The 10,320-nt window shown below is 43.2% G+C and carries 10 protein-coding genes and 1 pseudogene; 1 reads left to right on the top strand and 10 read right to left on the bottom strand.

Going from position 1 to position 10,320, the window contains the following annotated elements; all coding sequences use genetic code 11:
• Positions 1 to 198: pseudogene (locus RFK25_RS07650) on the top strand (hypothetical protein); the annotation flags it as partial.
• Here RFK25_RS07650 and RFK25_RS07645 read toward each other — a convergent pair.
• The 10 genes from RFK25_RS07645 to RFK25_RS07600 all read right to left on the bottom strand — a co-directional run bounded on the left by RFK25_RS07645 (position 116) and on the right by RFK25_RS07600 (position 10,269).
• Positions 116 to 1,075 (bottom strand): ROK family glucokinase, encoded by a 960-nt coding sequence (locus RFK25_RS07645; protein WP_332412747.1) that lies wholly within the window; start codon positions 1,073 to 1,075, stop codon positions 116 to 118. The pseudogene RFK25_RS07650 and the gene RFK25_RS07645 overlap by 83 nt on opposite strands.
• A 91-nt stretch (positions 1,076 to 1,166) precedes the next feature.
• Positions 1,167 to 1,502: a hypothetical protein gene (locus RFK25_RS07640; RefSeq protein WP_105145530.1), complete on the bottom strand. Its 336-nt coding sequence runs from the start codon at positions 1,500 to 1,502 to the stop codon at positions 1,167 to 1,169.
• A complete protein-coding gene (locus RFK25_RS07635) occupies positions 1,503 to 3,371 on the bottom strand; it encodes an ABC-F family ATP-binding cassette domain-containing protein (protein WP_332412745.1) in 1,869 nt (622 codons plus the stop codon).
• A 1-nt stretch (position 3,372) separates the two neighbouring features.
• On the bottom strand, positions 3,373 to 4,575 hold the full coding sequence (locus tag RFK25_RS07630) for a CCA tRNA nucleotidyltransferase (protein ID WP_332412744.1): 1,203 nt from the start codon (positions 4,573 to 4,575) through the stop codon (positions 3,373 to 3,375).
• Positions 4,572 to 5,339, bottom strand: coding sequence for a 4-hydroxy-tetrahydrodipicolinate reductase (gene dapB / locus RFK25_RS07625; protein ID WP_332412743.1), 768 nt, complete (start codon positions 5,337 to 5,339; stop codon positions 4,572 to 4,574). The genes RFK25_RS07630 and dapB overlap by 4 nt, the downstream gene beginning before the upstream one ends.
• 8 nt (positions 5,340 to 5,347) lie before the next feature.
• Positions 5,348 to 6,190 carry a DegV family protein gene (locus tag RFK25_RS07620; RefSeq protein WP_332412742.1) on the bottom strand — a complete coding sequence of 281 codons (843 nt, stop codon included), beginning with the start codon at positions 6,188 to 6,190 and terminating at the stop codon, positions 5,348 to 5,350.
• Position 6,191: 1 nt separating this feature from the next.
• On the bottom strand, positions 6,192 to 6,566 hold the full coding sequence (locus RFK25_RS07615; protein ID WP_332412741.1) for a DUF1149 family protein: 375 nt from the start codon (positions 6,564 to 6,566) through the stop codon (positions 6,192 to 6,194).
• A gap of 93 nt (positions 6,567 to 6,659) precedes the next feature.
• The gene (locus RFK25_RS07610; protein WP_332412739.1) at positions 6,660 to 8,615 is read right to left on the bottom strand and encodes a PTS fructose transporter subunit IIABC; all 1,956 of its coding nucleotides are present in this window, start codon (positions 8,613 to 8,615) and stop codon (positions 6,660 to 6,662) included.
• A complete protein-coding gene (pfkB, locus tag RFK25_RS07605; RefSeq protein ID WP_332412738.1) occupies positions 8,612 to 9,523 on the bottom strand; it encodes a 1-phosphofructokinase in 912 nt (303 codons plus the stop codon). The genes RFK25_RS07610 and pfkB overlap by 4 nt, the downstream gene beginning before the upstream one ends.
• Positions 9,520 to 10,269 (bottom strand): DeoR/GlpR family DNA-binding transcription regulator, encoded by a 750-nt coding sequence (locus RFK25_RS07600; RefSeq protein WP_332412736.1) that lies wholly within the window; start codon positions 10,267 to 10,269, stop codon positions 9,520 to 9,522. The genes pfkB and RFK25_RS07600 overlap by 4 nt, the downstream gene beginning before the upstream one ends.
• Between the last annotated feature and the right edge of the window lie 51 nt (positions 10,270 to 10,320).

Below are 10,320 nucleotides of genomic sequence, written 5' to 3'. Positions count from 1 at the left end.
CAGATGGGGTGGTTTCAGCATTAAAACAGCCATTTTTCTCTAAAAACAGTAAAAAAGACAAACACCAAAACGATGTTTGTCTGCAATCTGAGCAGAGTCCCCTCTGCTTTAGATATTATTTCAAAACGAGTGATGCAGCACCTAAGACACCTGCATCATTGCCACGTGTTGCCAAGACAATTTGCGTGCTTTCCTTGATTTGTGGGAAGCTATTTTCAGCAAAGACTTTACGAACACCATCCAATAAGAACTCTCCTGCAGCTGATACACCACCACCAAGAACGATGTAGGCAGGATTGAGGACTGCAGCAATGTTTGCACAAGCAACACCTAGGTAGTCTGAGAAGTGACGGTAGACAATCAAAGCCAAATCATCACCTTCTTTTGCCAAATCAAAGACATCTTTAGCCGTTACATCTTGCCCATCATCAATCATTTGTTTCAGTTTTGCATCGCCAGCGTATTGATCAGCATAACGGCGGCTAAGGTTGACAATACCTGTCGCTGAAGCAACGGTTTCTAGACAACCTTTCTTACCACAAGTACATGCAAATGGCTCATCAAAGTCAACTGTGATATGGCCCAATTCGCCACCAGCACCTTTGACACCACGAATCAAGTTTCCTGCAGCGATAACGCCACCACCGACACCTGTACCAAGGGTCATAAAGACTACGTTTGGATTGTTGTTTCCTGCACCAACCCACTGCTCACCAAGGGCCGCTACGTTTGCATCATTGTCGATAAAGAATGGTAAACCAAGGGCAGATTCAAACTGCTCTTTAACCAATTGCAAGGTTTTCCAGTTGAGGTTATAGGCACCGATAACAGTACCAGCTTCGCTATCAACCACACCAGGCGAACCCATACCAACACCCAAGAAATCATCCTTTGTCAAACCATGAGTTTCAAAACGATGTTTGATGCTGTCAATGATATCAGGAACAATGTGACTTCCTTCATCCAAAATATTTGTCTTGATAGACCATTTTTCTTGAATCTCACCATCAGTCGTCAGAATTGCCAACTTAACAGATGTACCACCCAAGTCAATACCAATAATTTTTTTAGACATAATCATCACCTCAAATGTATTTTCTTTATTATATCACAATGCAAAGGTTTGCGTAAAGCCTTTTCATAAATTTGTAAGTATAAAAAAAGCCCTATCTAAAAAGATAGAGCAAAATTAAAAATTGAATATGCAAGATAAACCTTCCAATGGAAAAGAGCATCACTGTTGTAAAATTACTACCTTCCTTGGTCCCATTGTAGAGAAATAGAGTAGAAATAAAAGTAAAGCCCATTGCAAATCCCACCATCTGAACAGCATGATAAGACTGACTGTAGAAATAGAGCGTGACAGCCAGCAAGAGCATGGATAAAACCGTAAATATCAAGCGTAAAGCATTCATCTTCTTGGTCTTAAAATAGCTAAAAAGAGCGGCACCCAAGGTCACCAAGAGATAGATGACCATATATGACATGACAAGAACTTTCATCTAGCCCTCCAATTCGCTCAGATACTCATACCGCTCATATTTTTCCAAGAGCAGGTCGTTTTTTTCATCCAATTCCTTCTGCAAATCGGATAATTTTGTAAAATCACTGCCACAAGTCAGCATTTCCGCCTCGATTGCCGCAATCCGCTCCTCTAAGCCAGCAATATCCTCTTCGATGGTCGCCCATTCCTGCTTCTCAAAGTAGGACATCCGCTTCTTGTTCTCTTTGATCTTCTCGGTTTTCTCCTTTGGTTTTTCCAAGGAAATGGCAGAGCTGGAAGCCAGAAAGGCCTTCTCATCTAGATAGTCTGTGTAGTTACCAAAGAAGGTCTGAATACCATCTTCCTCGAAGGCCAAAATTTTGTTAGCCACTTTATCTAGGAAATAACGATCGTGACTAACAGTGATAACTGGACCAGTAAAGCCCTGTAAGAAATGTTCCAAGACTGTCAAAGTCGCTATGTCCAAATCGTTAGTCGGTTCGTCCAGTAAGAGGACATTAGGCCGTTGCAAGAGAATTTTCAGCAAATAAAGTCGCTTCTTCTCCCCACCTGACAATTTCTCAATCAAAGTACCATGGGTATTACGTGGGAAGAGGAATTGCTCCAAGAGCTCTGCAATAGAAACCATACCAGATGTCGTCTTAGCTTCTTCTGCCACTTCCTGCAAGAAATTGATGACCCGCTTGCTTTCGTCTAGTCCTTTAATTGTTTGCGAGAAGTAGCCGATACGGATGGTTTCGCCAATATCTACCTTACCGCTGTCTGCCTGCAAATCACCTGCGATTAGATTGAGCAGGGTAGATTTTCCTTTTCCATTATCACCGACAATGCCAATACGGTCCTTGTTTTGAATGAGCAGGTTAAAGTCTTTTAAAATGGGCTTGTCAGGATAGGAAAAGCTGACATTTTCAAAATTAATGACCTTTTTACCGATACGAGAGGTTTCAAAATTGATTTCCAGTTCGCTATCGTCTATCTTGTTGGCTAAATCGCCTTTGAGGTCATGGAAACGATTGATACGGGCCTGCTGTTTGGTAGCACGAGCTTGAGGTTGTCTGCGCATCCAAGCCAGCTCTTGTTTGTAGAGCTGCTCTTTCTTATGGCGAAGGGCGGCATCTCGCTCGTCCTGTTCTGCCTTTAAGCGAACATAGTCCTGGTAATTGCCCTGATACTCTGTCAAGCTGGCGCGGTCCAATTCAAAAATCCGTGTCGCCACATTGTCCAAGAAATAGCGATCGTGGGTAATAAAGAGAACAGACTTTTTAGTATTTTTCAAGAAAGTCGTCAACCATTCAATGGTATCAATGTCCAAGTGGTTAGTCGGTTCATCCAGCAAGAGCAAGTCAGCATTGCCAAGGAGGACTTGGGCCAATTGCACTCGTCTACGTAGACCACCTGATAACTCAGCAACTGTCTTGTTGAGGTCTGTTAGCCCGAGTTTCGACAAGACGGTCTTGACCTGACTTTCAATCTCCCAAGCATTGAGAGAATCCATCTCTGCCATGACTTTCTCCAATCTTGCTTGACTGGCTTCATCGTAATGAGCTAAGAGCAGCTCATATTCACGAATCAGCTGGGTTTCACGGAGGTCAGATGAAAGGACGGTGTCTAAAACTGTCTTACTTTTATCAAAATCAGGTTCCTGGGTCAGATAGGCGATTTTATAGGCATTTTTAGTGCGAAAAGGCGACACGTCTCCATCAAAACCGATACGCCCCGACAGAACATCCAACAGAGTCGTCTTTCCTGTACCATTGACCCCAATAATCCCGATACGGTCGCCCTGATGGATGATGAAAGACAGATCAGCAAAGACCGTTTTATCTCCGACAGATTTAGTCAGGTGTTCAACGATAAAATCACTCATTCTATAAGATTCCTTTCACAAATGTCATAATCGCTTGCTCTTCATTTTCTAGCTGTCCTTCCACAATCTGGAATTCCACCTCTTTGAGTAGTTCTCCTAATACTGGACCTGGTTTGAGGTCAAATGCCTTCATCAGATGTCCTCCATTGACAACAATTTCATGCTTGTCGTGGATAGTCAAGGCTTGGTCAATCTTATCGATTGCTGCAAAATCTGTAACAAAACCTTGTGCCTGACGAAGTTCCTCTACCAAGTATAAGAATTCTTTGCCATACTTGAAACAGATTTGCTTGGTAACAGGTCCTGCTTGGCGGAGCTGATAAATCTCTACCAATTTGACCGCGCTGCGTTGGAAATCATTGCTGGTTTTCCATTTTTTCAGGAAGGACTTGATGTTCTCGATACCGAGGCAGACAAAGAGCAGGGCCCAAGCCTGTTCAGAAGTTGAAAATCGGAAGTCCTCTACTAAACTGGTCAGCATACTTTCAAGCTCTTCACCCTTGTCTGCTAGGTCTGGCAAGAAATCGTAAGCTTTCGAATCAATCATAGCTCGCAAGCCTTTTCGCCAAAAATCCGCCATCAAGAGTTTATCAAACTCGATAAAACTGCGCTCCACAGAGATTTTTTCTAAGAGCGATGCGGTTTCAACCATGGCTTCAAAGGTCGTCGATTCAATCTCAAAGTCCAAGGTCGCCGCAAAGCGAAAACCTCGCATGATACGGAGGGCATCTTCGTTGAAACGCTCAGCCGGGATGCCTACAGCCCGTAGGGTGCGGTTTTCTAAGTCAGTCATCCCATCAAAGAGGTCAACAATCTGTGCTTCTTCATCCAGAGCAAAGGCGTTGACTGTGAAGTCGCGACGTTTGAGATCCTCTTCTAAGGAACGCACAAAAGAAACCTGACTCGGCCTACGGAAGTCAACATACTCCTCCTCTGTCCGAAAGGTGGTGATTTCATACTCCTTATTGCCTTCCAAGACTAGGACAGTTCCATGCTCAATCCCCACATCGATAGTCCGAGGAAAAATCTGCTTGGTTTCTTGCGGATAGCTAGATGTGGCAATGTCAACATCATGAATAGGTCTGCCCAAAATAGCATCCCGCACGGAGCCACCAACAAAGTAAGCCTCAAAGCCAGCTGCTTTAATTTTCTCTAAAATCGGCAAAGCCTCCTGAAACTCAGAAGGCAGATTGTTTAATTTCATAATAAGTGTTCCAAACCATAAACGAGTTGTGAGCGTTTGACTACCTCTTTAATGCCGAGATTGACACCGCCCATAAAGGAAATACGATCGTAAGAGTCATGACGAATGGTCAAGCCTTCGCCCTGTGCCCCAAAAATCACTTCCTGATGGGCAACAAGGCCTGGCAAGCGTACTGAGTGGATACGGAAGCCGTCAAATTCTGCACCGCGAGCGCCAGCAATCAGTTCTTCTTCATCCGCTGCACCTTGAACTTGTGACTGACGGACTTGTGCAATGAGTTCGGCCGTTTTGACAGCCGTACCACTCGGTGCATCTTTCTTCTTATCATGGTGCAATTCAATGATTTCAAGATTTGGGAAATACTTGGCTGCCTGAGCCGCGAATTGCATAAGCAAAATAGCGCCAATAGCAAAGTTAGGAGCAATCAAGCCGCCCAAGCCCTTCTCAGCAGATAAGGCAGTCAATTCCTCGATTTCTTCAGGGGTAAATCCTGTCGTTCCAACCACAGGTGCGAAACCATTTTCCAAGGCAAAACGGGTGTTTTCATAGGCAAATTTTGGTGTTGTAAAATCCACCCAGACATCAGCTTCTAAGCTGGCAACTTCTTCTTTGGTCTTGAAAACAGGAACACCATCTACTTCTGTTTCTGTCGCAAATGGGTCCACCAAGGCAGCCAGACTAAGTGCTGCGTCACCTTTGACCATCTCAACAGCCGTTGAGCCCATTTTTCCTTTGAATCCTGCGATAATTACCTTAATTGTCATGCAAACTCCTATTCAATAATGGGAGAAATACCAAAGGCCACTGCCCCTTCTCCCAAATGTGTACCGATAACTGAACCAAATGATACAATTGGCAAATCACTACCCACTCCTGCTTCTTCCAACTGCTGCTTAAAGTTTTCAGCCTTTTCAGGTGCGTTGGCGTGAATAATAGCAATCTGATACTGTCCTTCAGTCGTTTGCTCTTGGAGAATTTCGATTAAGCGTTTAATGGCCTTCTTCTCCGTCCGCACTTTTTCATAGACTTCTATCTTACCCTCGCCTGTAAAATACAGAATTGGCTTGATACTCAAAAGATTTCCCAATAAAGCTGCACCATTAGACAAGCGACCACCTTTCACTAGGTGATTAAGGTCATCGACCATAATAAAGGCTGTGGTCTTTCCAATTTCTTGGTCCAACTTGCCTAAAATTTCGTCAAAACTAAGTCCAGAGTCAGCCCATTTGAAAACATTTTCAACCATCATTCCTAAAGGTGCTGAAGTTATTTTTGTATCTGGAAAGGCAACCGTCAGACCTTCATATTCTTCTGCCAGATACTGGATATTTTGGTAAAAACCCGAAATACCTGATGACAAGAATAAGCCAAGTGCGTGTGTATAGCCTTTCTCTTTCAAACTTGTCAAAATGTCGTCCAACTCCATCAAACTTGGTTGGCTGGTCTTTGGCAAATCCTTTGATGAGGCCATTTTTTGATAAAATTCCTCAACGGTCAAATTTTGACCTTCGATATAATTGACGCCATCAATGTTGACTGGAATATTTAAGACAAACAAGTCCTCGCGTTCTACCCCTAAAACAGCTGATGAGTCAGTAATAACTGCTAATTTCATTCTAAAACTCCAAATTTACACCAGGGGCATCAAAGGCAATTTCTGTAACGTCATAGGTCATGCGTTTCAACATATCTAATAAAGGATCAACAAGAGTACGCTTTTCTTCTTCTGTGAATTCAGTCGGTTCATTGACATAACGTCCCTGAAGATGAACGGCTTGGCTCATAGCACCTGAGATTACAAGATGATTCAAAACAATAATGAAGCTTAAAATAGTAACCATTGACGTCTTACTTTCTTCTTCGCTGCGTTCCAACAACTGGAAATCAACACTCAATTTTGTTTGAGGTACTCCATTTTCCTTTTCCCAAGCCTGATTGCGTGCATCAAAGTGATACTGATTAACAAATTCTTTTTCGCGAATGATTTCCATGTCTAATTTCTCCTATAAACAATACTATGCTTATTATACCATAGTTGGCATGAGAATTGCCAAAAAACCTTGCCCGAAGACAAGGTTTTAATCTTATTTAGCTTGACGAAGAGCTCCGTAGAGAATACCTGAAACTACTGCACCGATCAATACATACAGGATGTAAAGCAATGGATTTGAAGTCAAAGCGATGACGAAGATTCCACCGTGTGGAGCCATCAATTGGATACCTGACAAACCTACCAAGGCACCTGCAAGGGCAGAACCTGCGATAAAGCTTGGGATTGCACGAGCTGGGTCAGCCGCACCAAATGGAATGGCACCTTCAGTGATGAATGACAGACCCATAACGATGTTTGTCAAACCTGAGTTACGTTCTTCTTGCGTGAATTTATTTTTGTAAAGAAGGGTTGCAACAAATACTGCCAACGGTGGAACCATACCACCTGCCATAACTGCCGCCATCGCTACAGAACCACCGTCTGCAACAGTAGCTGCAAGGGTACCTGTACCGAAGACATAAGCTGCCTTGTTTACTGGACCACCCATATCTACTGCCATCATACCGCCGAGGACAAGTCCAAGGAGAATAGCAGAGCTACCTTCAAGACCAGCAAGGAAGTTGTTCATACCAGTGTTGATTGCTGCCATAGGGATGTTGACAAAGAACATCAAGAAACCAGTGATAGCTGTACCCAAAAGTGGCAAGAGCAAGATTGCATTCAAACCTTGGAGTGATTTTGGCATGTTACGCAAAGCATTACGAAGAACAAGAACTACACCACCAGCAAGGAAACCACCAACGAGGGCACCCAAGAAACCAGATGATACACCGGCAAGGGCAAGGGTTTCTTCACCACCAGCTGCGTAAGGGATTTTACCAAAAGCAAGACCGCTGCTAGCGATTGCACCAGCTACGAAACCTGCAACCAAACCTGGTTTTTCAGCGATTGAGTAAGCAATGTAACCTGCAAGAAGTGGCAACATGAAGCCAAAGGCTGCTCCACCAATCTTCATGAACATAGCAGCAATTTCATGGTAAGAACCAAGGCTACCAAGGCTATCTTGTGGCACACCCAAGGCACCATCAAATAGGAAAGCAAGGGCAATCAAGATACCGCCACCGATAACGAATGGCAACATTTGAGACACACCGCTCATCAAGTGTTTGTAGAATGCTTTACCAAGGCTAAGTTTTTCTGAAGATTCCACAGTAGCTGCTCCTTCTGTCGCTGTATAAGTTGACGCTTTACCGTCCAAGATGATGTTAATCAATTCTTCTGCTTGTTTGATACCAGCTGCAACTGGACGAGATACCAATGGTTTGCCATTGAAACGAGGCATATCAACAGCCTTATCTGCAGCGATAATAACACCTGCCGCATTCTTAATGTCTTCAGCAGTTAGTTTGTTACCAACCCCAGACGCACCGTTTGTTTCAACCTTGATGTCAACACCCATCTCAGCAGCCTGCTTCTTAAGAGCTTCTTCTGCCATGTAAGTGTGAGCAATACCAGTTGTACATGCTGTAACAGCAACGATAAATGGACGATCGCCACTTGGAGCTGCAACCACTTCTTCTGCTGCCTTGTCTGCTGCTTCAGCTGTATCAAAGACTGCAATGACTTCTTCTGGGCTAGAAACACCACGAAGTTTGTCCGCAAAACCAGCTTTCATCAAGTATTTAGACAATTCAGCAAGGGCTGCCAAGTGTGTATCGTTAGCACCTTCTGGAGCTGCAATCATGAAGAACAAATCTGTTGGTTGACCATCAAGACTTGCATAGTCAACACCCTTGTTTGATTTAGCAAAGAGAACAGTTGCCTCTTTTACAGCAGCATTCTTAGCATGTGGCATTGCGATACCATCGCCAAGACCTGTAGTAGTTTGTGCTTCACGATTCATAATACCTGTTTTGAATACATCAAAATCAGTTACGTATCCTTTTTCTACCAAGCTAGCAATCATTTCATCGATGACTGCTTCCTTGCTTGTCGCTTGCAAATCAAGCAACATGACATCTTTTCTCAAAACATCTTGAATTTTCATAGTGTTTCTACCTCAACTTTTTCATAAGTTTCCTTAATAAATTCGATACTTGCCAAATCATCTGAAAAGGCTGTTGCCGTACCGCAAGCAACTCCCCATTTGAGAGCTTCAATCGGGTCTTGTGAGCGAACGTATTCGCCAGTGAATCCTGCCACCATGGAATCTCCAGCTCCGACAGAATTTTTCACGGTTCCCTTGATTGGTTTGGCAAAGTAAGTTGCCGTTGGTGTAACCAACAAGGCTCCGTCCCCTGCCATAGAAATGATAACATTCTGAGCTCCCATGTCTAAGATTTTCTTAGCATAGGTCTCGATGTCTGCCATGCCATTCAATTCAACATTGAAAATAGCTTCCAATTCATGATTGTTCGGCTTGACCAAGAGTGGTTGGTGAGCAAGTGAGTCCAGAAGTGTCTGACCTTCAAAGTCACAGACTACTTGCGCTCCTGCTTTTTTCGCCACAGGAATAAGTCTATTGTAGACTTCATTTCCAAGACTCGCAGGTGCTGAACCAGCAAAGACAACGGTGTCATCTTTAGTCAATCCAGCCAAAACCATTTCTAGTTCTGCCAATTGTATATCGGTCACAATCGGGCCTAAACCATTGATTTCTGTTTCTTTGTCGGCCTTGATTTTCACGTTAATCCGTGTATCTTGGTCAACTTGAACGAAATCGGTATCAATGCCTTCAGCAACCAATCCATCCTTTATGAACTGACCGGTAAAACCGCCTAGAAATCCTGTCGCTGTGTTTGGATAGCCCAATCGCTTCAAAACACGGCTGACATTGATTCCCTTACCGCCGGCATACTTATCGTCACTCTCCATACGATTGACACTGCCCGTTTCGACATGGTCTAAACGAACGATATAATCAATCGCTGGGTTGAGCGTAACTGTATAAATCATACCTTGATTACCCTCGTTTTTTCTTTTAAGATGTCCAACAAACTGCTTTCCGAAGATTGACAGATAATGTTGGCTTTTTCAATAGCTGCAACTTTGGCAAAGGAGAATTGACCAATTTTTGACGCATCTACAAGAACATAGCTTTCTTTTGCATTGTCTATGATGGTACGTTTGATGGTCGCTTCCTCAATATCTGGTGTTGTAAAATAGTTTTTATCAATACCATTCATTCCCAAAAAGGCCTTATCAAAATTGAGCTGTCGAATGTGTTCCATAGCCATTGCACCTACTGAAGCATTGGTCGATTGCTTAACATAACCACCTATAATAATGGTCTTTATCTTGCGTTCAACCAACTTGACAGCGTGGTTAATGGAATTGGTTACGACTGTCAGATTTTCCTGTTGAAGATAATCAATCAGTAAACTAGTCGTTGTTCCTGCATCAAGGAAAATCACATCGCCGTCCATGATCAACTGAGCTGCTCTCTCGGCAATCATTCGTTTTTCTTGAACGTTTTTGACAGATTTTTCAAGAATGGATTCTTCCAGTTGCAAATTAGCTGGTGCTTCTGCACCGCCATGTACTCTTCGAAGTTTCCCTTCATTCTCTAACTCGTCCAAATCCCTACGAACAGTGGATTCGGATGTTTCTAGAATATCAATCAATTCTTCCAGTCGGACAAATTGTTGTGCTTGAATGCGTTCTAATATGACTTGCTTTCGTTCTGATTTGAGAATGTTCAACACCTCCTGCAATCGTTTACAAAAACCATTATACACTAAAAACTGTCATTG

The sequence above is a fragment of the Streptococcus sp. SS-4456 genome, assembly GCF_036680365.1.
In the GTDB taxonomy this organism is placed as follows: domain Bacteria; phylum Bacillota; class Bacilli; order Lactobacillales; family Streptococcaceae; genus Streptococcus.
This window is presented reverse-complemented; position numbering and strand designations above follow the sequence as displayed.